Source organism: Actinomycetospora sp. C-140 (assembly GCF_054796175.1).
The window spans coordinates 255,184-277,446 of record NZ_JBTWNF010000009.1; the positions used below are offsets into that span (position 1 = coordinate 255,184).

16 protein-coding genes are annotated in these 22,263 nt (G+C 75.2%); 7 read left to right on the forward strand and 9 right to left on the reverse strand.

Annotated features, from left to right (window positions below):
- Positions 1-21: 21 nt before the first annotated feature.
- The 6 genes from ACR9E3_RS17240 to ACR9E3_RS17265 are packed head-to-tail and all read right to left on the reverse strand — an operon-like array spanning position 22 to position 9,949.
- Positions 22-1,341 (reverse strand): hypothetical protein, encoded by a 1,320-nt coding sequence (locus tag ACR9E3_RS17240; protein WP_460381590.1) that lies wholly within the window; start codon positions 1,339-1,341, stop codon positions 22-24.
- Positions 1,338-2,534: an acyltransferase family protein gene (locus ACR9E3_RS17245; RefSeq protein WP_460381592.1), complete on the reverse strand. Its 1,197-nt coding sequence runs from the start codon at positions 2,532-2,534 to the stop codon at positions 1,338-1,340. Before ACR9E3_RS17245 ends, ACR9E3_RS17240 begins: the two co-directional genes overlap by 4 nt.
- Positions 2,531-4,285 carry an ArnT family glycosyltransferase gene (locus ACR9E3_RS17250; protein ID WP_460381594.1) on the reverse strand — a complete coding sequence of 585 codons (1,755 nt, stop codon included), beginning with the start codon at positions 4,283-4,285 and terminating at the stop codon, positions 2,531-2,533. The genes ACR9E3_RS17245 and ACR9E3_RS17250 overlap by 4 nt, the downstream gene beginning before the upstream one ends.
- Positions 4,282-7,320 carry a glycosyltransferase family 4 protein gene (locus ACR9E3_RS17255; protein WP_460381596.1) on the reverse strand — a complete coding sequence of 1,013 codons (3,039 nt, stop codon included), beginning with the start codon at positions 7,318-7,320 and terminating at the stop codon, positions 4,282-4,284. Before ACR9E3_RS17255 ends, ACR9E3_RS17250 begins: the two co-directional genes overlap by 4 nt.
- On the reverse strand, positions 7,317-8,924 hold the full coding sequence (locus tag ACR9E3_RS17260) for a glycosyltransferase family 4 protein (RefSeq protein WP_460381598.1): 1,608 nt from the start codon (positions 8,922-8,924) through the stop codon (positions 7,317-7,319). The genes ACR9E3_RS17255 and ACR9E3_RS17260 overlap by 4 nt, the downstream gene beginning before the upstream one ends.
- Positions 8,921-9,949: a glycosyltransferase gene (locus tag ACR9E3_RS17265; RefSeq protein WP_460381600.1), complete on the reverse strand. Its 1,029-nt coding sequence runs from the start codon at positions 9,947-9,949 to the stop codon at positions 8,921-8,923. The genes ACR9E3_RS17260 and ACR9E3_RS17265 overlap by 4 nt, the downstream gene beginning before the upstream one ends.
- Positions 9,950-10,319: 370 nt before the next feature.
- Between ACR9E3_RS17265 and ACR9E3_RS17270 the strand changes: the two genes are divergently transcribed.
- From ACR9E3_RS17270 to ACR9E3_RS17290, 5 genes are all read left to right on the forward strand, one after another.
- The gene (locus tag ACR9E3_RS17270; protein ID WP_460381602.1) at positions 10,320-11,165 is read left to right on the forward strand and encodes a hypothetical protein; all 846 of its coding nucleotides are present in this window, start codon (positions 10,320-10,322) and stop codon (positions 11,163-11,165) included.
- Positions 11,166-11,167: 2 nt separating this feature from the next.
- Complete coding sequence (locus tag ACR9E3_RS17275) at positions 11,168-11,857, forward strand: hypothetical protein (protein WP_460381604.1); 690 nt, start codon at positions 11,168-11,170, stop codon at positions 11,855-11,857.
- Positions 11,854-12,891, forward strand: coding sequence for a hypothetical protein (locus ACR9E3_RS17280; protein ID WP_460381606.1), 1,038 nt, complete (start codon positions 11,854-11,856; stop codon positions 12,889-12,891). The genes ACR9E3_RS17275 and ACR9E3_RS17280 overlap by 4 nt, the downstream gene beginning before the upstream one ends.
- The gene (locus ACR9E3_RS17285; protein ID WP_460381608.1) at positions 12,888-14,138 is read left to right on the forward strand and encodes an OmpA family protein; all 1,251 of its coding nucleotides are present in this window, start codon (positions 12,888-12,890) and stop codon (positions 14,136-14,138) included. The genes ACR9E3_RS17280 and ACR9E3_RS17285 overlap by 4 nt, the downstream gene beginning before the upstream one ends.
- 272 nt (positions 14,139-14,410) lie before the next feature.
- On the forward strand, positions 14,411-16,105 hold the full coding sequence (locus ACR9E3_RS17290; protein ID WP_460381610.1) for a glycine/sarcosine N-methyltransferase: 1,695 nt from the start codon (positions 14,411-14,413) through the stop codon (positions 16,103-16,105).
- A gap of 116 nt (positions 16,106-16,221) precedes the next feature.
- Here ACR9E3_RS17290 and ACR9E3_RS17295 read toward each other — a convergent pair whose 3' ends face one another.
- Positions 16,222-17,043, reverse strand: coding sequence for a hypothetical protein (locus ACR9E3_RS17295; protein WP_460381612.1), 822 nt, complete (start codon positions 17,041-17,043; stop codon positions 16,222-16,224).
- Between the two features lie 253 nt (positions 17,044-17,296).
- Positions 17,297-18,094 carry a hypothetical protein gene (locus tag ACR9E3_RS17300; RefSeq protein WP_460381614.1) on the reverse strand — a complete coding sequence of 266 codons (798 nt, stop codon included), beginning with the start codon at positions 18,092-18,094 and terminating at the stop codon, positions 17,297-17,299.
- A gap of 596 nt (positions 18,095-18,690) precedes the next feature.
- Between ACR9E3_RS17300 and ACR9E3_RS17305 the strand changes: the two genes are divergently transcribed.
- Positions 18,691-20,055: a glutamate-1-semialdehyde 2,1-aminomutase gene (locus ACR9E3_RS17305; protein WP_460381616.1), complete on the forward strand. Its 1,365-nt coding sequence runs from the start codon at positions 18,691-18,693 to the stop codon at positions 20,053-20,055.
- Positions 20,056-20,114: 59 nt separating this feature from the next.
- Here ACR9E3_RS17305 and ACR9E3_RS17310 read toward each other — a convergent pair whose 3' ends face one another.
- Positions 20,115-21,014: a phytanoyl-CoA dioxygenase family protein gene (locus ACR9E3_RS17310; RefSeq protein ID WP_460381618.1), complete on the reverse strand. Its 900-nt coding sequence runs from the start codon at positions 21,012-21,014 to the stop codon at positions 20,115-20,117.
- A gap of 284 nt (positions 21,015-21,298) precedes the next feature.
- Between ACR9E3_RS17310 and galE the strand changes: the two genes are divergently transcribed.
- Positions 21,299-22,263, forward strand: a 965-nt coding sequence (gene galE / locus ACR9E3_RS17315; protein WP_460381620.1) for a UDP-glucose 4-epimerase GalE, incomplete at its 3' end; no start/stop codon positions are given.

Here is a 22,263-nt window from a genome sequence, read left to right on the forward strand (position 1 = left end):
GGAGTTCCCGCCCCGGGGACGTCACGGCGCCGACGTGGCGATGGCGGCGACGTAGTCGGCGAGGGTCACCCCGGAGCGATCGGTGTGCAGGTCCTCCTCGAAGGCGAGGAAGAAGGTCGCGAGGCCGCAGTCGCGGGCGTAGCCGGGCGCGCGCCGGACCTGTTCGGTCTCGGGGTCGGAGTCCGGGGAGCCGCCGGTGGTGTCGCCGGGCGGGCCCGCGTTCTCCCCGACCACCGGCAGACCGGCACGGGCCGCCTGGGCGCGCGCGAAGCGCAGGTTGGACCACCGTTCGACGCGCACCGTCGGCTCCAGCGAGTCCGTCGCGTCCTCGGGCTCGCAGGTGTCCTGCGGCGGGTCGAGCGCTCGCGCGCGGACCGCGCTCGCGTCGTCGACGGAGGTGAGGTCGACGACGACGGGGCGGGGCACGGCGTCGGCGAGCGCGGGCATGGCGGCGACGTAGTCGAGGCCGCGCTCGAGGGCCCCGTCGCGGCCGCCGTGCCCGTCGAGCAGCGAGCCCATCGCCACCGACCGGTCGGCGGGCAGGACCCCGCGGCCGGGCATCGGCACGTGCACCTCGCCGCTGAACCCGGCCGCCCGGAGCGTGCGCGCCTGCGCCGCCAGGGCCGTCACGAGCGCGCCGGTGTACCAGCCGAGCCACTGCCCCGCGTCGACCGCGGTGACCGCGCGGCCCTCCCACGTCGCCGTGCCCGGCACCCAGCCGGGCAGCGGCGCGGCACGCTGGCCCGGGGCGAGGCCGACGCCCGTCTGCGCCGGTTCGGAGAACCCCCACCAGGAGGTGACGCCGTACCCGGACGTCTCCGGGCCCGGGTAGCCGATCTCGCCGGCCGCGCTCGTCCCCACCCGGATCCCGGAGACGCGGCCGGGCGGGAGGGCCGCCACGAGGCGGGTGAGGTAGTCGTCGAGCGCGGCGCGGGGCTCCGCGGCGAACACGGTGTCGAGCCCGCCCGTCAGCGGCGCCGCGCCGCGCTGGTCGCGCAGCAGCGCGTGGGGCAGACCGGTCACCCAGGACGGCGGGTACTGCGTCCCGGACCCGAGCACGACGCGGTGGCCCGCCGCCAGGCAGCGCCCGACCCGCGCGGCCAGCTCGGCGGCCGCGTCCGCGTCGAACGCCCCGGGCCGCGGCTGGAGCCGGTCCCAGTACGCCTCGACCACGGCCACCGACAGCCCGGCGCCGCGCTGGGCGGCGAGCCGGTCGGGGGCGCACGTCGAGTCGACCACGCCCCACGCGGGGTCGGCGGCGGGCGTGGCCTGCGACGGGCAGCCCGCCCCCGTGACCAGCACGACCACGAGGGCGAGGACGAGCCCGCCGGAGCGTGTCACCGGCCGGTCCGGGCCCCGGTGGCGTCCGCCCCGCCGGGCGAGGCCGCCTCCTCGACCGCCTCCTCGGTGCGCTCGGCGACGGGCTCGGCGGGCGCCTTCCTCGGTCGTCTGATCATCGAGCGCATGAGCCGCTGACCCGGGCGTTCGACGAGCACGAAGGCGAGCCACCCGCACACCCCGACACCGACGAGCAGCAGGACGATCCCGAGCCAGCCCCAGGCGCCGGGGAAGGTCCGGGGGTTGATCAGCAGCGACGACCCGAGCAGCCACGGCACGTGGGTCAGGAAGATCGCGACGCTGACCTCGCCGCCGAGCATGCTGGCCTTCGTCGACAGGACGCGGTCGAGCCACCCGCGCTCCTCCCCGAGCGCGAGCACCGTCAGGCCGACGACGGGCAGGGCGTACATCGTCGACAGCCCCAGGTTCGAGGTCAGCACGATGAGCGCGAAGCCCGCGATCGCGATCGGCCCGGTGAACCGGCCCGCGAGCCCGGGCAGGCGCCGGTCGACGTGCAGGAGCTGCTGCAGGCACGCGCCGGCGAGGAAGAAGCCCAGCGCGCGCGGCAGCGGCATCCCGTAGGTGATCGTGCCGTCGGCGAACCCGATGATCGAGTAGGCGACCAGCGGGATCGCGCAGGCGACGAGGTACCCGGCGACGACGGCGAGGCGGGTGCGCAGCAGCAGCACGAGGGGCTGCAGCAGCGGGAGCAGCAGGTAGCAGAACCACTCCGCCGACAGCGACCACACCGGCCCGTTCCACGTCAGCGCGTGCGCGCCGCCCCACCCCGAGGTGAGCGTGATCTGGCGGATCAGGTCGATCCCCAGGTTGCCGCCGTGCGGGATCTCCCGGCCGATCGCCCGGGCGCCGAGCACGGCGCCGACCAGCACGGCGAGCACCGCGAGGTGGACGGGGTAGAACCGCGACAGCCGCGCCCACAGGAACTTCCCGAAGGTGCCCCACCCCGGCCAGCGCGCGAAGACCTTCCGGTAGCCGGCCGTGACCACGAAGCCGGACAGGACGAAGAACAGGTCCAGCGCGACGTAGGCGTGGTGCCAGATCGGCAGGAAGAACGGCGCGGTCACCGGCGCGAGCGCGATCGCGAACGGCGACAGGTGCACGGCCACGACCACCACCGAGAGGTAGCCGCGGATGCCGACCAGGCTCCGGATGAGGCCTTTCTGCTTCGGGCTCATCGGGGCGGCCCCGGAGCCACCGGCGGGGTGCCGTCGAGCGGCTGGTTCAGGTCGTAGAGCCGCAGGTCGCCCGCGGTGCGCCCGTGCGCGGTGAACACGAGCGTGTACCGCCGGGCCAGCTCGTCGACCAGTTCGGGCGAGGCGGGGGCGAGGCCCTGCTTCGTCAGCTCCGTCGACACCAGCGCGTAGCGCGAGTAGGTCCGGCGGGCGGAGTCGATCGAGTCGAGCTCGTGGATGCCGAAGCCCGGCAGCACGAACTGTGCGGTGTGCTCCCCGACCGCGACCTCGTTCTGGACGTCGATGTTCGCGTACATGTACTGGACCAGTTGCTGGTAGGTGTCGTCGCGGTCGGTGCGCAGGGTGAACCAGATGATCGACGAGGCGGTCAGGACGAGGGCCACGGCGACGGTCAGCGCGACGCGCCAGACCCCGCGCCACGAGGCCATCTGCGTCACGAGCATCGCGACGACCACCGTGGACGGGACGGCGAGCAGGTAGAACGTCTGCTCCTCGACCTCGCCGAGCCCGAACGTGTAGACGATCGCGCCCAGCACCCCGGCCAGCCAGCACGTCAGCAGCCCGAGGTCGTCGCAGTCGCCCCGCCGTGCGTGCGTGCCGTGCCGGCGTCGTTTCCCGCCCTTGCCGCTCTTGCCCGGCGTGCGGCCGACCCGCAGCGACCGCCAGCCGATGAGCAGCAGGTACGACGAGTAGGTCACCGCCACACCGATGAGCAGGTAGGACGGGAAGAACCAGACGCCCTGGACCAGCAGCCGGTCGAGGAACGAGGACGAGTGCGGGGCGTTGAAGCCGGTCTGCTTGATGATGCCGACCGCGCGCAGCGTCCCGGCGATCGTCTGGTCGAACCACGGCGCGACGTTGCCGGTGGCGAGGACCCAGACGATGTAGGTCGCGTAGACGGAGGCCTGCACGGCGAGGACCCCGAGCGCCTCCTTGCGCCGCAGTCCCCACGACATGACGAGCATGAGCAGCAGCGGGAACGCGGTGATCAGCGCCGCGGTGCTCTTCGTCGTGATCGCGACGCCCCAGGCGAACCCGCCCAGGGCCAGCCAGGTCCAGCGCGCCGACCGGGTGCCCTGGTCGACGGCGACGAGGAGGGCGAGGACCCCCGCGAGGATCCCGAACATCATCGGGGCCTCGAGCATGAGGCGGCTGTCGAAGCGCACGACGAACGGGTCGAGCGCGTAGACGACCCCCGCCAGCAGCGCGGCCCAGGGCCCGACCACGCGGCGGGCGATGCCGACGACGAGCAGGACGTTGGCTCCGGCGAACATCAGCTCGATCGGGCGCAGCCCGAGCACGAACTCGACGGTCATGTGGGGCACGGGTTCGCCGATGAACAGCCCGAACAGCGCGAACAGCAGCGGCGGGTGCAGGAAGAAGGGCTCGTCGAAGAGCTGCGGCCCCACGCCGGCGGCGAACGAGTTGCCGACGTCGGCGTACTGGATCTCGTCCATGAACAGCTCGTACGCCGAGGACTGGTGCCACGCCCGCAACGCGACCGTGCCCGCGGCGAGCAGGACGAGCAGCAGCCAGAACAGGACCTGCCGGGCGATGCCCGACATCGCCTCGCGGTCGCGCACCGTGCGCCCGCTCCCGGGCGGGATCAGGATCTCCGCGGTCTCCGGGTCGCGCGGCGGGTGCAGGGAGCGGGTGATCGGATCCCGGGCGGGCCGCTCCTGCAGCGACACGAGCGAGGCCAGGGGGCCGGTGCGGGTGGCGCCGGCGGTCATCGGAGCTCCTCGACGGGTCGGGGCTGCAGCACCAGCGGCCGTCGGTAGCGGTTCGTGGAGGGTTCGGGGTCGAAGCGGGCGACGCCGGTCCACGGCGGGCCCGGGGCCGGCGGCACCGCCGGCGGGGGGTCCGCGTGCGGACGGTCCGGGACGCCGGCGGCGTCGCGCAGCACCCGCTCCTGGGCGCGGGCGAGGGCGTCCCAGTCGTGCACGGCGGCGAGGGCCGGACCCCGCTCGGCCGCGGCCTCGCGCAGCCCGTCGCAGCAGGCCACGGTGCGGATGGCCGTGGCGAGCGCGGCCGCGTCGGTGCTGTGCTCGTCGGTGTAGGGGACGAGGGCGCCGGCCTCGGAGGGCACGACCTCCCGCAGGCAGGGGATGTCGTAGGCCACGACCGCGGTGCCGCACGCCAGCGCCTCGGCGGCCACGATGCCGAAGGTCTCGAACCGGGACGGGACGACGGTGAGGCGCGCGTTGGCGACGAGGTCGTACTTCGCCTCGCCGGACACCCAGCCGACGAAGTGCACGCTGTCGCCGACCCCGTGGCGCTGCGCGCGGACACGCAGCAGCTCCTCGTCGGGCCCGGTCCCGGCGAGCACGAGGCTCCCGCCGACCTTTCCCGCGACACGCGCCCACGCGTCGATCAGCAGGTCCAGTCCCTTCTGCGCGATCTCGAGGCGCCCGACGAACACCACGTCGTATCCGGGGCCGCGGCGCCGCGCCGTGAAGGCCTCGGGGTCGACGCCGTTGCCGATGACCCAGGTCTGCACCCGGGGGTTCATCGCGAGCAGGGCGTCGGCGACCCCCTGCGACATGCCGATGAGCCGGCGGTGGCTGCCCACCCCGAGCCGCTCGACCCAGTGGACCGGCACCCGGTACTGCACGGCCTTCTCGCGGGCGTTGAGCCACTGGACGATGCCGATCGTCGGCGCCGGTGACCACCACGGCACCGCCATCGACGAGATGGGGGCGAAGAAGTCCTCGACGACGACGTCGGCCTCGACCGACCGGACGTGGACGGGCACGCCGGCGACGTAGCCGAGCAGGCGCGTGAGGCGGTTGCCGCCGCTGGCGGTGTGCACCCACCGCACGACGCCCTCGCCGTAGTACTCGGTGCGGTTGCGCGCTCCGGGGAAGCCCTGGGTCACGACCGTGAGGCGGTACCCGGCGGCGGCGAGCCGGCGGTCGATCTCGGCGGTGCGCTTGGCCCCGCCGCCCGAGCCCGGCATCTCCGGGTCCTCGAACGCGAGGTGCAGGACGTGCAGGCCGCCCGGCGCGGGGTGCAGCTCGCCCTTCGGGTCGACGGCGGCGCGGACGCGCGCCACGAGCACGGGGAACCCGACGACGCCGAGCCCGACGACGGCGACCGCGACCAGCCACGGCAGCAGGGCGCCCCGGGTCAGCGCCAGCAGCCCGACGACGACCCCGGCGTAGAGCACGCCCCGCACGGCAGACGCGACGAGACCGGCTCCGGCGCGGCCGGCCCGCGGTCGGCGCCGAGCACCCAGCGCGGCCAGGGCGAGCGCCCCGACGAGCGCACCCGCCGCGGTGCCGGTGGCGAGGCCCGGCGCCCCGCCCCGCAGGCCGAGCACCACACCGGCGACGAGCGCCGCGGCCGCGACGACGAGCCCGCTCCCGAGCGAGCGGCGTGCCCCGACCGCGAGCAGCAGCGTCGCGAGCACCGTCGTCGCCCCGAGCCCGAAGCCGGCTGCGGCGAGCGGGCCGAGCAGCGCCACCGACGGCGCGTAGGCGGCGGGCAGGATGAGCCCGACGATCACCGCCGGCACCGTCGCCACGACCGCGGCCGCGGGGACGGCGAGGCGGACGAACGTGGTCAGCGCCTCGCGCATCGCGCGATCGCGGGTCTCCGCGGCGCCCGCGGGGGGCAGGGCGCGCAGGACCGGGAAGCTGACGAGCGCGGTACCGACCGCGACGTAGACCGGCGCCTTGGCCAGCGTCGCGACGGCCTGGTAGCCGGCCGCGGCGACGACACCGACGCGGGACTCGGCGACCCCGGCGACCGCGACGACGTCGGCGACGGCCAGCCCGGAGAGCACCAGCTGGACCGCGGCGACCCCGCCGGTCTCGCGCCAGCGCGCGCGGTCTAGGAGCACCCGCCGGACCCGGGCGGCACCGGTCTCCGGGGCGGCATCGGTGGCGTCGGCAGCCTCGGTCGAGGGAGCGAGGGCGTCCTTCGCTGCGTGCGGGGCACCGGGTGCGGGAGCGAGGGCGTCCTTCGCTGCGTCCGGGGCACCGGGTGCGGGAGCGAGGGCGTCCTTCGCTGCGTGCGGGGCACCGGGTGCGGGAGCGAGGGCGTCCTTCGCTGCGTCGGGCGCAGCGGAGGCGTCCCTCGCTCCACCGCGTCCCGCCTCCGCGCGCCCCGCCCCCGCGCGCCCGGCGGCGAGCAGGACGACGAGCGCGCCGACGGCGAAGGCCCCGACCGCGCCGGCGGCGCCCGCGCCGAGCAGCACCGCGCCGATGCTGACGGCCAGCCGCACCGCGACCTCGGCGACCGTGAGCACGGCGTAGCGACCGAACCGCGACTGCCCCTGCAGGCGGCCCCAGACGGGCGCGATCGCGAACAGCGCCCACGCCGAGACGCCGGCGGCGAGCGCCGTGGCGGCGGCCGCGAAGCCGGCGGTCACCGCGCCCAGCACCAGCCCGGCGAGGAGCCCGACCAGCACCGAGACGCCCCTCGCGAAGGTCAGGGCGTCGCGCCGCGCCGCGCTGCCGGCGGGGTGGGCGCGCACGACGTGGGCCAGCGGGAGCGGCACCAGCGCCGCGGACGCGACCCCGGCCGTCCCGACGAGCGCCGCCGCGCCCGCGAACGCCGTGTAGTCGCCGGGCGCGAGCAGATGGGCCATGACGAGCGTGCACGCGTAGCTCAGCAGCCCGACCAGGCCCGCCGAGGCGGACAGCAGCGTCGCGTGCCCGCCCGTGGGAGCGGGTGGCGCGCCCGTCGTGGTGTCCGCCCCGGTCGCCGGGTCAGGCACCACGGCGGCGACCGGGGGGACGATCTCGGTGGCCGGTCCCGTCATCGGGCCGGGCCGCGCGCCGTCGCCCGGTCAGCTCGGTCGGCCCGGTCGGCCCGGTCCCCCCGGGCGGCCCGGGACTCGACGAGTGCCGGCCCGCCGAGCAGCTCGTGGCGGGAGGCCAGGCGCACGCGCGGGTCGACGGCGCCGACGCGGGCCAGCACGGCGAGGGCGTCCACCTCGTCGCACCCGCGCAGCAGCGCGGTCACCTGGTCACCCCGCACCGCGCACTCGTCGGTGAGCCGCAGCGCCGCGGCCGCGGCCGCGGAGTCGTCGTGGGTGAAGCGGGCGAGCACCGTCATGTCCGAGCGCGCCTGCCGGCGGGTGGCCGCGCGCGCCAGCACCGACCGGTCGGCCGGGGGCAGGTGGGTCTCCTCGGCGCCGGAGCGGTGGAACGCGCTCGTCTCGGAGACGAGCACGCCCGCCATCAGCTCGGCGGTGCGGTCCCAGGTGAAGCAGCCCGCCCACGCGCGGCAGTCGTCGGCGACCTCGCGGGCCCGCACCGGGTCGGCGAGCTCGCCGAGCACGCGCGGCAGCGCCGCCGCGAAGTCGTCGACGCCGTCGACGAGCCAGCCCGTGACGCCGTCGACCACCGAGTCGCGGATGCCCGGCGCGCGCAGCGCGAGGCAGGGCACGCCGTCGGCGGCGGCCTCGAGCACCACGATCCCCCAGCCCTCGCCCTCCGAGGTGCTGGTGGTCAGCCAGGCGGTGCTCATGAGCCGGTCGCGCTCCTCGTCGGGCAGCCGCCCGTGGAACCGCACCACCCGGGCGAGGCCCAGCTCGACCGCCATCCGCCGCAGCGCCGTGAGCTCGGGGCCGCCGCCGATCACCTCGACCGCGAGGTCGGGCACGTCGGGCAGCGCCGCCGACACCGCGTGCAGCAGCAGGTCGAGCCGCTTGTGCGGCACGAGGCGGCTGGTGACGACGATCGTCGGCGTCGGCGCCCGGTGCTCGGACGTGGCCTCGATCCCCTGGTGGCCGGAGCCCCCGTTGGGGACGACCTCGATGACGTCGGAGAACTTGAGCCGGCGGCGCAGCTCCTGGCGCGTCGAGGCGGACACCGCGACCGTGCGCCGCCCGCGGTAGACGCGACGGGCGACACGGCCCTCCAGCAGGCGGCCGACCGCGGCGCCCGCGGTGGAGAAGCGCGTGGAGAACTGGTCCTGGTGGACGTGGTGCACGACCTGGATCACCGGGACGTCGCCGCGGGTGAAGAGCGGGGAGAAGAACGGGATGCCGTTCTGGCAGTCGAGGATGGCGTCGAACCCGGTGCCGTGGCGCACGAGGTCCATCGCGGCGCGCAGGTACACCGACAGCGAGCCGCCGGCGCGCTGGATGCGCACGCCGTCGATGTCGTCGCGGGCGGACTGCCCGGCGTCGCGGGCCGTCAGCCAGGTGACCTCGGCGCCGGCGGCGACCCAGCGCTTCGAGATCTCGTGGGCGTAGGTCTCGGCGCCGCCGGCCTGCGAGTGCCGCACGTCGCGCCAGTTGAGGACGAGGATGCGCCGCCCGGCGATGCGGGAGAGCGCGCGGCCGTCGACGAGGACGGCGCCGTCGCGCGCGGCGGTCGGGTCGGGACGGTCGGGGCGGGACGGGACGGTCGTCGTCATGCGGGGCTCCCGGCGGCGGCGCGGACGGCGGCGCGGTGGGTCGGGCGGGCGGACGGGTCGCTGGACGGCTCGGCGGCGCCGCCGAGCTGGTGGTGCAGGCGCGCGACGGCGCCGAACGCGGCGAGACCGTCGCGGATCGGGTGGAAGCTCGACCCGGCGACGTCGGTCCACGTCACGGGGACCTCGACGATGCGGCCGCCGTCGTCGCGGATGTGGCGCAGCAGCTCGACGTCGAAGGCGAAGCCGATCGATCGGGAGCGCCAGAGCGCGGACTGCACGACCGCGCGGTCGAAGAACTTGAAGCCGCACTGGGTGTCGTGCACGCCGGGCAGCAGGGGCCGGGACAGCGCCCGGAACGCCGCCCCGCCGAGACGGCGCCCCAGTGGCTGACGTCCGGCGATCTGGGCGCCCGGCGCGTGCCGCGACCCGATGGCCGCGGCCGCGCCGTCGTCCAGCGCGGCCATCACGGGCAGGAACGTCTCGAGCGGCGTCGAGAGGTCGGCGTCGGTGAACCCGACGTGGCGCGAGCGGCTGGTGCGCAGCCCGCGGTACACCGCGGCGCCCTTGCCGGCCTTCGAGCAGCCGATCGCGACGACCTCGACGCACCAGCCGGTCAGGACGTTGCAGGCGCGGCCGTCCACGGCGAGCACCGAGGCGGCGGTGTCGTCGACGCTGCCGTTGTCGACGACCACGACCCGCGAGGTCCACGGCTGCTCGGAGAGGAACGCGACCATCGCGGTCAGGGTCGCGGGCAGCCGCCCGGACTCGTTGTACGCCGGGATGATCACCTCGAGGTCCACGGGGTGGCGGAGCTCGCGGGGATCCCGGCCGGCGTCGGCGCCCGTCGCGCCGTCCCGCGCGGCGTCGACGAGGGCCTCGCTCGCCTCGGTCACGCGCGCGGCGACCTCCGCGACGACGGCCTCGTCGACGGCGTCGACCAGCTCCGTGCTGCCGACACCGGCGACCACCTCGGCGGTCCCCAGGCCTCCCCGCGCCGCGGTCAGCGCTGGGTGCGGTGCGGTCATGTCGCTCACCGGCTCCACTGCGTTCTGCACCCCCAAGGAATCGACCACATGGCCCAACACTTAACCCGTATGCCTCGCAGCCGTTCGGTGGGTCGAGCGTTGAAATCCCTGGTCGAACGGTGGGCGTCCTCCGATCGAGATGCATCGGCTGGCCGCGATTTCCGCCCCTTCGGGTGAGGCCGCGAACGGCGTGTCGTCCAGCGGACGATCATCGGCGTTTCGCGGTGCGGACACGGCCCCCTCGGCCGCCGGCGTCGGGATCTCCGCGCCCGGCCTAGACTCGGGCGGGGAGGACGTCCCGTCCCGGGACGACGCGGGAGGACCCAGCAGGTGGAACGGCACGCGCCATGAGGCACCCCACGAGGCCTCGATGACCCAGCCCACGGGGCCGGCCGGGCCGTCGTCCGGCGCCACCGGCTCGCCGATGCCCCGGTACTCGGCCCTCGCCCGCGCCCGTGACTGGTGGCAGGCCCGCGCGGACGCCCGCGCCGGGCTGCCGAGCCTGGAGCCGGGCCGGCCCGTCGGGACGCCGGCGCTGGAGGAGTACCACCAGGACTTCCTCGCCCGGTCCCACCGCGAGCGGGTCCGCCTCGACGTCGAGGTCGCGCCCCTGCACCAGTCGCGCGCCGCGCTGGCCGCCCGCATCCCCGCCGCCGAGCACGACCTGGTGCGGGTCCGCGCCCGGCTGGACGCCATCCCCGTGCTGCTCGGGACCGGGCAGCTGGCCGTCCGCCGCGGGGGCGAGGCGGACACCCCGGACGACGTCGTCGCCTCCCGCCGCGCGCGCGAGCACGAGGCCACCCGCCGTCCGCTGGTCGACGAGGCGGGGCGGCTGCACGCCCAGCTCACGCAGATGCGGGTGGAGTACGCCCGACTCGGCAGCACGATCCGGGCGTGCGAGGTCGTCAGCGCCACCCGCGTCCGGCGGCTGCACGCGCAGGTCATGCGCCGCATCAGTGCCTACGAGCGCCACCTCGTGCGCCGCCACCCGGCGGGCGACCGCATCGGTCCGGCCCTGGCCGCCCAGCACCCGGTCGTGCCCGGCTGGGTCGCCGCGGCCGAGGCCACGGAGCAGGGCACGGAGCCGGGCACGGAGCCGGGCACGGAGCCGGGCACGGAGCAGGGTGCGGACGAGCCGGAAACGTCTGCCCCCGAGCCCACGATCCCCTCCCCGACCCCACCTCCCTCGTCCCGCGCGACGACCCCCCAGGAGTAGCCATGGCCACCCGCAGGTTCTGGCCCGGGCGCCGCGCGGACACCGCCCGTCCCCCGACGCCGACCGCCCCGTCCGGCGGCGCGGCGCCGCCCGGGACGCCGCTGTCGAGCCTGCCCGGCCTGCCCGGGACGTCCGGCTCCCCGGAGGAGCACCGGTTCCAGCAGGTCTACGCCGCCGACCGCGTCGGGCCGATGCCCTACCCGAACCAGGCCACGCCGGACGTGAGCGCCGCGCGCGGCCGGGTGCGGACGCTGGTCGGGGAGCTGCTCGACGGCGTCGACGAGGGCACGGGCGCGGCGCTCGACCCGCTCATCGCGTCGTGGGCGTCGGGCTGGCTGTCCCGGATCGACTCGCAGCACGCCGACCACCAGGCCGTCATCGACCGCCTCGTCGGCGGCGCGCGCCAGCAGCTGGCCGACGCGGAGGCATCCCACGACCGGGACCGCCGCGCGCTCGGCATCGCCCGCCACGACTACGAGGAGGCCCGGGAGCGGCTGAGCGAGCCGGTCGGGTCGCCCGCCGCCGAGGAACCGCCGGCCGGGCGTCACCGCACGGCCCGCGCGGACCCACCGTCCGAGCCCCCCGCCGATCCGCCGACCGGCCCGATGCCCCGTCCCCCGGTCGCCGGGGCGCCCTACACTGCCTCGTCCCCCGACCGTGGAGATCCCATGACCCCGGACCCGCGCCGATGAGCACCGGCGGCCTGCGCGGGCGGTTCGTCCGCGGCCGCGACGCCGGGGAGGACCGCGGGGTGGACGACCGGCCGGACCGTGCCGGCGGGCCGCGTCCGCGCTCGTACCGCGACGCGACGCTGATGATCAACCGCTCGCGCGAGGACCTCCTCGCGCTCGTGATCATCCTGCTCGCGATCGGCGGCGACATCGCGGCCTTCTACGTCGTCCTCGCGCGGGTCTTCCGCGGCTCGCCGTTCCTCATCGTCATCGGCACGGTCGGCTTCGCCGCGGCCGCGGTCGGGCTCGCCCACCTCGTCGGCCAGGGCCTGGCCCGGCGGCGCTGCGGCGACCCGCGGTCCTCGGTGACGCTCACCGTGCTCGCCGCGCTGACGTGGCTGACCCTCGGTGCGGCCGCCTTCTACACGCGGCTGCTCACCCCGAGCACCACGTCGTCCGGCGGGTTCGGCTCCGGCTCCGGGGGCGGGTTCGGGTCGGGCGGGTCCGGCGGCGGGTTCGGCTCCGGCGGGGGCGGCGGCTTCGGCTCGGGCGGCGGGGGCTTCGGGGGCTCGTCGTCGGGCGTCGAGCTCTCCGCGCTGCTGCCCGCCCTGCTCTTCGGCGCGCTCTTCCTCGCGAGCGGGATGGCCGCCCTGGTCGCGACGTTCGTGTCGTTCAACCCGGTCGCCTCCGCGCTGCGCCGGGCCGAGAAGCGGATGCAGCAGGCCACCGAGCGCGAGCGGGCCAGCCGGGCCGAGCTCGAGCGCGCCCGCGAGGCGCTGCGCCAGCAGGAGAACGAGCGCGAGCGCGAGGACCAGCGCTGGCGCGCCGCCCGCCAGCAGGTCGTGGCCGAGATGCTCGAGCTGCAGAACTACGCGCGCACGCTCATGGCCTCGAAGAAGGGCAACCCGTCGATCACCGACGGCCTCACCGGCTCGTCGTTCTACCCCTTGTTCACGCCGGCGAGCGACGTCGTGCCCGGCGAGGAGGCGCCGCCGGAGATGCGCCCGTTCATCCCGGCCGCCCCCGACCCCAGCCCGAACGGAGACCATCGTTGATCCCTGCGGCACGCAGCGGAGCGGAGCCGACGCGTCGAGGGTGGGTCCGCCCGGCGGGCCTGCTCCCCCTCGCCCTCGTCGGCGTGCTCCTGGCGGGGTGCTCGAGCTCCGACGACGCCGCGGGCGGGGGGTTCTCGGGCGGGGGCGGCGGCGCCCTCTCGTGCCCGGTGCCCGTGGGGCCGATGGCGTTCGCGGTCTCCGGGCGCGCGAACAGCCCGTCGCCCGGCCTGCCGCAGGCCGTGCAGGACGCGACGGTCTCGGTGCTCTCGCGGTCGGTCGACCAGGGCTACCGGCCACGGATCACGCTGATCGACGTCGACGGGCGGCCCACCACGGCGGGCAGCGACACGTACTCCAGCGACGCCGGGAACGGCATCGCCGCCGAGGACGACCGCAACAATTTCCTCAGCGGCTTCGGCGACGCCCTGACCGGTGTGCGCGCGCAGCAGCCCGAGGTCGACGTGCTCACCGCGCTCGACCTCGCGGGGCGCTCCGCGGGCGGCCAGCGGCCCGGCACCGTGGTCCTCGTCGACTCGGGGCTCTCGACGGTGAACCCGCTGGACTTCCGGCAGCGCGGGCTGCTCGACGCCCCGCCCGCCGAGACCGTCGAGGCGCTGCGGGCCGCGAACGCGCTGCCGGGGCTGCAGGGCGAGACGGTGGTGCTCGCGGGCCTCGGGGACGTCGCCGAGCCGCAGGCGGCGCTGAGCCCGGCGCAGCGTTCGTCGCTGGTCGCCCTGTGGACGGCGATCGCGCAGGCGGGCGGGGCGTCGTGCGTGGCCGTCGTCGACGAGCCGCGCGGCGGCGACGCCCCCGACGACGTTCCGCCGGTGAGCACGGTCGACGTCCCGCCGCCGCCGACGATCACGCCCGGACAGGCCACCGCGCTGCCCGACGACAATTCCGTGGGGTTCCAGCCCGACACCGCCGAGTTCCGCGACCGGAATGCGGCGCGGGCGGTGCTCACCCCGTTCGCGCAGTTCGTGACGGCCGCGCCGAACAATCGGCTCGCCCTCACCGGGACCAGCGCCCGCGCCGGCACCCTGCCGGGCCAGATCGACCTCTCGACGCGGCGCGCGGAGGCGGTGAAGTCGCTGCTCGTGGACCTGGGCGCCCCCGCCGACCGCGTCACCACTCGCGGCGTGGGCAGCGAGTTCCCCGGCTACGTCAACGACGTCGGCCCGGACGGCCGCCAGCTGCCCGGTCCGGCGAGCGCGAACCGGACCGTCATCGTGGAGCCGTCCGGGTAACCGGGCGGTGACGGACGGTCGAGGGACGGGCGACAGACCGTCCGACCGGTATTCCGGGCGAAACGTGGCTGCCATCACAGCACGATGTGGTCACGGAGATCCGGGCTCGTGCACACCCGGTCGGAGCAGCCCTGATGGATCGTTCTGCCGATCGCGACACAGTGGCGCTGTATCGATTCTGTCGACCGTACAGCCCCGGGGGGTGGTTCCGGGACGGCGCCGGACTGCCTAGCGTCGTCTCTCCGGAAGCGTCACCGACGTCCGGAGGACACATGACCGCAGCCGCAGACCGGAGCCCCGACACCGCGGCTGGCCTCGACGAGTACACCGAGGCCGACGTTCACCAGGAGTTCGGCGAGAACCCGAACGAAGTCCGAGACACGAACCACTACCAAGAGGAATACATCAAGGGGTTCGTGGACAAGTGGGACGACTACATCGGCTGGGACGACCGGGCCGCCAGTGAGGGCTCGTTCTTCATCGACCAGCTCTCGGCCCGCGGGGTCGAGAAGGTGCTCGACGTCGCCACCGGCACGGGCTTCAACTCGCTCCAGCTCCTGAAGGCCGGGTTCGAGACGGTCTCCGCCGACGGCAGCGCGGAGATGCTCGCCAAGGCGTTCGAGAACGGCCGCCAGCACGGGCACGTGCTGCGCGTGGTCCAGGCGGACTGGCGCTGGCTCAACCGTGACGTGCACGGTGAGTACGACGCGATCATCTGCCTGGGCAATTCCTTCACGCATCTGTTCAACGAGCGCGACCGCCGCAAGGCCCTCGCCGAGTTCTACGCGATGCTGAAGCACGACGGCGTGCTGATCCTCGATCAGCGCAACTACGACGAGATCCTCGACCACGGCTTCTCGTCGAAGCACAAGTACTTCTACTGCGGCGACACGGTGACCGCCGAGCCGGAGTACATCGACGACGGCCTCGCCCGTTTCCGGTACACGTTCCACGACGACGGATCCGTGTACCACCTCAACATGTTCCCGCTGCGCAAGGACTACGTGCGCCGGCTCATGCGCGAGGTCGGGTTCCAGAAGGTCGACACCTACGGGGACTTCCAGGAGACCTACGGCGACGAGACGCCGGACTTCTGGATCCACGTGGCCGAGAAGACCTACCGACCGGACGATGAATTGACTGAGAGCTACTCGGCCGCGGTCCACACCGCGCGCGACTACTACAACTCGACCGACGCCGACACCTTCTACCACGAGGTCTGGGGCGGCGAGGACATCCACGTCGGGCTGTACGACAGCCCCGACGAGGCGATCGCCCCCGCGTCCCAGCGCACCGTCGAGCGCATGGCCCAGGACCTGGGCATCACCGACAAGACCCGCATCCTCGACATGGGTGCCGGCTACGGCGGCTCGGCGCGCTGGCTCGCGAAGACGTTCGGGTGCCACGTCACGTGCCTCAACCTCTCCGAGGTCGAGAACGAGCGGAACCGCGAGAAGAACCGGGCCCGGGGCCTCGACCACCTCGTCGACGTCGTCGACGGGTCGTTCGAGAGCATGCCGGTGCAGGACAACTACTACGACCTCGTCTGGTCGCAGGACGCCTTCCTGCACTCCGGTGAGCGCCGCCAGGTGATCGCCGAGATCGAGCGCGTGCTCACCCCCAAGGGCCAGGTCGTGTTCACCGACCCGATGGCCGACGACAACGCCGACACCTCGGCGCTCTCGCCGATCCTGGCCCGGCTGCACCTCGACACTCTCGGCTCGCCGGGCTTCTACCGCGAGGAGTTCTCGAAGCACGGCTTCAACGACTTCTCGTTCGAGGACCACACCCAGCAGCTCACGACCCACTACGGGCGCGTCCTCGCCGAGCTCGAGGCCGCAGAGCCGAAGTTCAAGGGCACGATCTCCGACGAGTACGTCTCGAACATGAAGACGGGCCTGAAGAACTGGGTGAACGGCGGCAAGAGCGGCCAGCTCGCCTGGGGCATCTTCCGCATCCGTCGCTGACGGACGCTTCCCCGCACGACGCGCACGGGGCCGGTCGGATCTCCTCCGACCGGCCCCGTGCCGTGTTCGAGGCGGCGGCGGGGGTGCAAGCCTGGCGTCCACGCTGATGTTCAGCGTCAGGAAATCCACCCGCTCGCGGGGCCGAGGGCCGCGGCGAGCGCGTCGGCCACGGCCTCGCGACGCCCGGGATCGCGCCGCAGGGACCGGGACAGCTCGAGGTGCACGAACGCCGCCCCGGCGCGGGCGGCCGCGCGGCCCTGGACGTTGCGTCGTCCGAGGAGGTCCGCCCAGCGCGGGTCGTCGCCCTCACCGATGCGCTCCCCCGCCGCCTCCAACCTGACGCGCACGGCGTCGACGAGGGCCCCGGGCGCCGCCGCCCCGGGCGAGAGCACGACGTCGACGTCGCCCCGGTCCGCGAAGCCGTGCAGCTGGACCTGCGGGAGCCGCCTCGCGGCGAGGACGGCGGCGACGCGGGCGAACGGGCTGTCCTCGCGGACGACGACGTCGGCGGGGCAGTCGACGCGGTCGGTCGCCGTGCGCGGTGCGCCGGCGATGCGGTGGGCGCCAGCCTGCAGGACGAGCGTGGCGAGACGTCGGTCGTGGACGGCGAGCGCGATCCGCTCCGTGTCGAGGTCGGCGTTGGGGTGCGGCACCTCGACCACCGCGTCCGGCTCCACCCCGGACCGGAGCACGAGGACGAGCCACGCGCGCTCGGCCGTCGGGTCCGACGACAGCACGAGCTCGCCGTCGATCTTCTCGGCCGTGAGCCCCAGGCGCTCCCCCGTCCGGCACACCCGGGGGACGTCCGCCGTGGCGAGGGCGTCGGCGAGGTCGTCGAGGTCGTCCACCTCGGCGCCGACGGGCGCCCGGTACGGGCCGCGGCGGCTCATGGCGGCGGCGAGGTCGACGATCCGCGCCGTCACCTCCGCATCGCCCACCGCCCGGACTCTGCCAGGTGGGGCGCGCGTCGCCCGTCGAGCACGGTCAGCCGGCGATCGTGGTCCCCGGCGAGATCGAGATCGAAAATCGGCGCCGGGCGACCGCGCTCGACGCGGTGGAGACGCCCGCCGGGAGTACGTCGATCGTCCGGATGCCGCCCGGTCGGGGACATGAACGGCGCTCTCGCTGCATCGGAAGCAGCGAGAGCGCCGTTCGTTCGTCTCCGGGGCCGGGTGGGCTCAGCGGGCGGGCTCAGCGGGCGGGCTGCGGCGGGCCCCAGACCGGTCGTGACCCGGCCATCGGCGTGCCGGGCACGGGCTCGCGGCGGATCGGCGCCCGCCGGCGACCCGAGGACGCCGGCCCGTCCGGAGCCGGCGGCTCCTCCTCGGCGCCGCCGGGCGGCGGCGGGACGGTCGGCGGCGCGGTGAGGGTGCGGGGCCGCGATGGGAGCGAGGACTGCGCGACGGCCGGGCGCACCGGTGGCTCCGCGGCCGCGGCCACCGGGCCCCGGCCGGGTGCGGGCGAGCCGGACGGCGCCGGCCCGACCGCCGGACCGGGCATCGGCCCGGGACCCGGCGGGGACGCCGCCCCGGCCGGTGGTCCGACGGGACCGCGGGACGGCGCGGGGCCGGGAGACGCGGCCGGCGCACCAGGCCCCGCCGGCGCACCAGGCCCCGCCGGCGCACCAGGCCCCGCCGGCGCACCAGGCCCCGCCGGCGGCACGAGCCCACCAGGAACGGGCCCGGCGCCCGGCGGCGGCACGGGACGCAGGCCCGCGACGCCGGCCTGGGCCGTGGGGGCGGCCGGCGACCCGGGCAGGAGCGCCGTGGTGCCCGAGCCGTCGGGTCCGGCCGGGACCGAGGTCAGGCGGCGGGACCCCAGCACCGAGGTCGGCGCCGCGGCGGTGACGGTGTCGTCGCCGGACGGAGCGGCAGGCACCGCGGCGAGCGCCGGGGACGACGGCACGGCCGCCAACGCGTCCGAGGACGCCGCGAGCGGCCAGGGCTCGCGGACGACGGTGTCGGTGTCGGCGCTCCCCGGCACGGCCACGGGCTGTTCCGAGCCGGAACCCCGCGCCGGCTCGGGCGACGCCCCGTGCCGACCCCCGCGCGAGGGCGCATCTCCCCCGGACACCTCGCCCGGCGACCCGTGCCGTCCTGTGACCACCGAAGACCCCGCGGACTCCGCGGACTCCGCGGCACCGCGGCGACCGCGCGGCTCGGCGTCACCCGGGACGGCGGGCACCTCGTCGGCCGGGGCCGCGTGCCGTGGACCCGACGACGGGCGGGCGCCGTCACGCCGCGCGTGGCGCCCGTTCGGCCCGAGAGCTCCTGCTCCGGGGGGTTCGGCCGGTGCTGCCATGTGGACCAGTGTGTCGCGTCCACGCAGCGCGTCCTGTCCGGGGGACCGGTGCTGGGCCGTCGGGGTGGCGGGACGGCGTTGCGGCACACTTCCCCCGTGACGCCACGCAGCGTGTCGAGGCCGACACGTTCCGCATCGGGTGATGCTCGTCCCTCACGGAGCAACGCTGCGCTCACCCCGGACGTCGCATGATCGGGCCGGACGCCGAGGACGCCGCCGACCACCGCCCGACCCCGCCCGACCCCCGCGCGGCCCGCACGCGTCGACCAGGGAAGCTGAGGCCCATGACGTCCGTGTCGTATCCGACCGGTCCGGAGACCGACATCGAGCTCACCGAGTCGAACCGCCTGCAGTCCCGCCTGCACGACCTCGTGCCCGGCGGCGCGCACACCTACGCGCGCGGCTCGGACCAGTACCCCGAGCACATGACGCCCATCCTCGAGCGTGGTCGCGGGGCGCGGGTCTGGGACGTGGACGGCAACGAATACGTCGAGTACGGCATGGGCCTGCGCGCCGTGACGCTCGGCCACGCGTACGAGCCGGTGAACGCCGCGGTCCGGGCCGCGCTCGACGACGGCATCAGCTTCTCCCGCCCCCACCGCCTGGAGCTGCAGGCCGCGGAGGACTTCCTGGGCCTCGTGTCGGGCGCGGACATGGTCAAGTTCGCCAAGAACGGGTCCGACGCGACCACCGCCGCGTTGAAGCTGGCGCGGGCGGCCACGGGGCGGGACATGGTCGCCATGGCCGACCAGCCGTTCTTCTCCACCGACGACTGGTTCATCGGCCACACGCCGATGAACGCCGGCATCCCCGAGACGGTGCGCCACGAGACCGTCCGCTTCGCCTACAACGACGTCGCGTCGCTGCGCGCGGTCTTCGAGGCGTACCCGGGCCGCATCGCCGCGGTGTTCATGGAGGCCGCCACCGGGCTGGTCGAGCCCGCGCCGGGATTCCTCGAGGGCGTCCGCGAGCTGTGCACGGCCCAGGGTGCGGTCCTGGTGTTCGACGAGATGATCACCGGGTTCCGGTGGTCGGAGCACGGCGCCCAGGGCGTCTACGGCGTGACGCCGGACCTCTCGACCTGGGGCAAGGCGATGGGCAACGGTTTCCCCGTGTCCGCGCTGGCCGGGCGCCGCGAGCTCATGGAACTGGGCGGTCTGCGCACCGACCGCGAGCGCGTCTTCCTGCTCTCCACCACCCACGGCCCGGAGACCGCCGGGCTCACCGCCTTCCGGGCGGTCGTCGAGGCCTACCGCCGCGAGGACCCGGTCGCGACGATGCGCCGCCAGGGCACGACGCTCGCCGAGGCCGCCAACGAGGTGATCGCGGCCGCCGGCATGACCGAGTACGTGGACGTCGCCGGCCACCCGTCGTGCCTGGTGTTCCGCACCCGGGACGCCGAGGGCAGGCCGTCGCAGGAGATGCGCACGGTGTTCCTCGCCGAGATGCTGCGTCGCGGTGTGCTCGGGCAGTCGTTCGTGATCTCCGCGGCGCACACCGACGCCGACGTCGAGCAGACCGTGGCCGCCGTGGCCGGCGCGCTCCCGGCCTACGAGCGCGCGCTGACCGAGGGCCCCGGATCGGTGCTCGACGGCCGTCCCGTCGCACCGGCCCTGCGTTCGATGGCGGCCCCGCGACGGCTCTCCTAGGCGAGCCCGGACGAGGACGGCCCCGCGGCGGCCCACCCGGGAACCGCCGCGGGGAGCGGTCACGCCATGACGACCGGCACCGCGGCGCCGTCGTAGGCGGCCGCCAGCTCCTCGGGCATCGGCGCGAGGTCGGACGCGCGCACGAAGTCGCGCAGCGTGGTGCCCGTGCACCGGCAGTCGAGGTTCGGCGAGCCCCGCCGCGCCGCGACGTCGTCGATGTCGACGACCCGGAAGTCGATCGAGAACCGGGTGCGCCCCGAGGTGTTCGGCACCGACGAGTGGAGCTGGTTGCCCGAGAAGACCATCATCCCGCCGACCTCGGGCACGACGCGCACCTGCGGGTCGAGCTCGATCGGCTCCTCGGGGGTGGGCTGGTCCCGGGTGTCGGTGCCGACGTGCTTCGCGGCCTCCTTGCGGCTCGTCCGGTTCCACTCGACGTAGTCGTAGCGGTAGGAGCCGTTCGCGATCCCCTGGGTCATGTACTTCGGGTGGAAGGCCATGACGTTGTCGCTCGACGCGGGGTAGACCGGCATCCACCAGTTGGTCTGGCACAGGGGCGCCGAGTACCAGGTGTCGCGGTGCGGGTGGAACGCGAACGCGATGCCGGTGGTCAGGTAGTCGTCCGACGTCGACGTGCGCAGCCGCGGCACGTCGAAGTAGGTGCGCTCGAGGTCGCACCCGCGCTCGGAGAGGATCCGCGGCAGCAGCTCCTTGCACCGCGGGTGGTGGATGAACCGCGGCTTGAGCTCGGCGAGCAGCGCCGCGTACTCGTGCACGTCCATCGTGTACTGCGCGAGCTCGGGATCGCGATCCCCGAACGCCTCCTGCACGAGGTCGCGGGTGAACTCCACGAGCGCGAGCGTGCTGGGCCCGGCCCCGTAGACGAGGACGTCACCGCGGTAGAGGTGCTCGCGGCGGGTCGCATCGTCGAACGGCGGGTTCGACAGCACGTTGGTCATGTCCTACCTCCTCGGCCCCCGGCCTCCCTCCCCCGGCCGCGACGACGGACCTCGCAGGGAGACACCGGATCGGTGGTTCTGCAGTGGTGGTGTCGGTCCCATTCAACGATTCGTTTCTCCGTCTGTCACTCGTTCGTGGTAATGCGACAATTCGGACGGGGCATTGCGTGACGATCACAGTCACGCTCCGCGCACATCACGGGACGATCAATCGGCTGCCCGCGGGCGCCTCGTAACCTCGTCGCCCGGGAACTCGTCCGGTGACACGCGAGGGGAGCGGCGAGTTGGCGCAGCGGTGGCTGGTGACCGGGGGTGCGGGCTACATCGGCGCGCACACCGTGCGGGCGCTGCGGGCGCGCGGCGACGACGTCGTGGTGCTCGACGACCTCACGAGCGGGCTCGCCGAGCGTGTCGACGACGACGTGCCGCTGGTGCGCGCGACCGTCCTGGACACCGACGCCGTCGCCGGGGCGATCACCGCGCACCGCCTCGACGGCGTCATGCACTTCGCCGCGCGCAAGAGCGTCCCGGAGTCGGTGGCCCACCCGCTCTGGTACTGGCACGAGAACATCGAGGGCCTGCGCTCGGTGCTCGACGCCGCCACCCGCGCCGGCGTCGAGCGCCTCGTCTACTCCTCGAGCGCCGCGGTCTACGGCGCGACCTCCGGTGCCGCGGTCGCCGAGGACGCCCCCTGCGCGCCGGTGAACGCCTACGGCAGCACCAAGCTCGCCGGGGAGTGGATGCTCGCCGACGTCCACCGCTCCACCGGCCTGCGCTATGTCGCGCTGCGCTACTTCAACGTCGCCGGCGCCCGCGACGCCCGCCTCGCCGACCGCGGCCAGGCCAACCTCGTGCCGATCGCGCTCGACGCCGTCGCCCGCGGCGCGGCGCCGGCGGTGTTCGGCACCGACTACGACACCCCCGACGGCAGCTGCGTGCGCGACTTCGTCCACGTCGACGACCTCGCCGACGCCCACGTCGCGGCGACCGCGCTGCTCGACGAGCCCGGCGGCGAGACGCTCAACGTCGGCGTCGGGCGCGGCTACTCGGTGCTCGAGGTCGTCGCGGCGATCGCCCGCGCCACCGGGCGGCCCGTCGAGCCCGCGGTGGCCGACCGCCGCCCCGGCGACCCGCCCGCGGTCGTCGCCGACGTCACCCGCATCCGCGAACGCCTCGGCTGGACCGCCCGCCGCGACCTCGACGACATCGTCACGAGCGCGCTACGCGCTCGTGAGCAGTTCGGCGTGCT

What these genes read in the sequence shown, in the direction of transcription:
- ACR9E3_RS17270 (WP_460381602.1), top strand. Translation starts at nt 10,320, where the DNA reads ATGACCCAGCCCACGGGGCCGGCCGGGCCGTCGTCCGGCGCCACCGGC.
- ACR9E3_RS17245 (WP_460381592.1), bottom strand. Translation starts at nt 2,534, where the DNA reads ATGAGCCCGAAGCAGAAAGGCCTCATCCGGAGCCTGGTCGGCATCCGC.
- ACR9E3_RS17255 (WP_460381596.1), bottom strand. Translation starts at nt 7,320, where the DNA reads ATGACGGGACCGGCCACCGAGATCGTCCCCCCGGTCGCCGCCGTGGTG.
- ACR9E3_RS17290 (WP_460381610.1), top strand. Translation starts at nt 14,411, where the DNA reads ATGACCGCAGCCGCAGACCGGAGCCCCGACACCGCGGCTGGCCTCGAC.
- ACR9E3_RS17310 (WP_460381618.1), bottom strand. Translation starts at nt 21,014, where the DNA reads ATGACCAACGTGCTGTCGAACCCGCCGTTCGACGATGCGACCCGCCGC.
- ACR9E3_RS17265 (WP_460381600.1), bottom strand. Translation starts at nt 9,949, where the DNA reads ATGACCGCACCGCACCCAGCGCTGACCGCGGCGCGGGGAGGCCTGGGG.
- ACR9E3_RS17250 (WP_460381594.1), bottom strand. Translation starts at nt 4,285, where the DNA reads ATGACCGCCGGCGCCACCCGCACCGGCCCCCTGGCCTCGCTCGTGTCG.
- ACR9E3_RS17280 (WP_460381606.1), top strand. Translation starts at nt 11,854, where the DNA reads ATGAGCACCGGCGGCCTGCGCGGGCGGTTCGTCCGCGGCCGCGACGCC.
- ACR9E3_RS17305 (WP_460381616.1), top strand. Translation starts at nt 18,691, where the DNA reads ATGACGTCCGTGTCGTATCCGACCGGTCCGGAGACCGACATCGAGCTC.
- ACR9E3_RS17260 (WP_460381598.1), bottom strand. Translation starts at nt 8,924, where the DNA reads ATGACGACGACCGTCCCGTCCCGCCCCGACCGTCCCGACCCGACCGCC.
- ACR9E3_RS17275 (WP_460381604.1), top strand. Translation starts at nt 11,168, where the DNA reads ATGGCCACCCGCAGGTTCTGGCCCGGGCGCCGCGCGGACACCGCCCGT.